1 protein-coding gene is annotated in these 311 nt (G+C 39.9%); it reads right to left on the bottom strand.

Annotated features, from left to right (window positions below; all coding sequences use genetic code 11):
- On the bottom strand, positions 1–191 hold a 191-nt coding region (locus tag NR125_RS30410; RefSeq protein WP_256816917.1), incomplete at its 3' end, for a hypothetical protein.
- Positions 192–311: the final 120 nt, after the last annotated feature.

Below are 311 nucleotides of genomic sequence, written 5' to 3'. Positions count from 1 at the left end.
ATTTTTGAACTGGTAAGGAAGTATGGGATTTCTCTTTCCTCCCTTCTCCTTCTTTTCCCCCTTCCTCCTTCCCCCTCCTTTCCTTTTTCTTCTTCCCTCTTTTCTCTCTCTCCCGTCCCCCCCTCCTCCCTTTTTCTCCTTCTTCCCCCCTTCTTCTCCTTCCTTTTCCCTCCTTCTCTTCCTTTTCCCATTCCTCTCCCTCCCCCTCCTCTTTTTCCTCTCTCCTTCTTAATTCACCCTTTTTATTTAATTTTTCAAACTTATTTATTCATTATATTCAATTTACAAAATAATCATTATATTATATTATT

The sequence above is a fragment of the Cytobacillus sp. Bac17 genome (assembly GCF_024519925.1).
Classification (GTDB): Bacteria; Bacillota; Bacilli; order Bacillales; family Cytobacillaceae; genus Cytobacillus; species Cytobacillus pseudoceanisediminis.
This window is presented reverse-complemented; position numbering and strand designations above follow the sequence as displayed.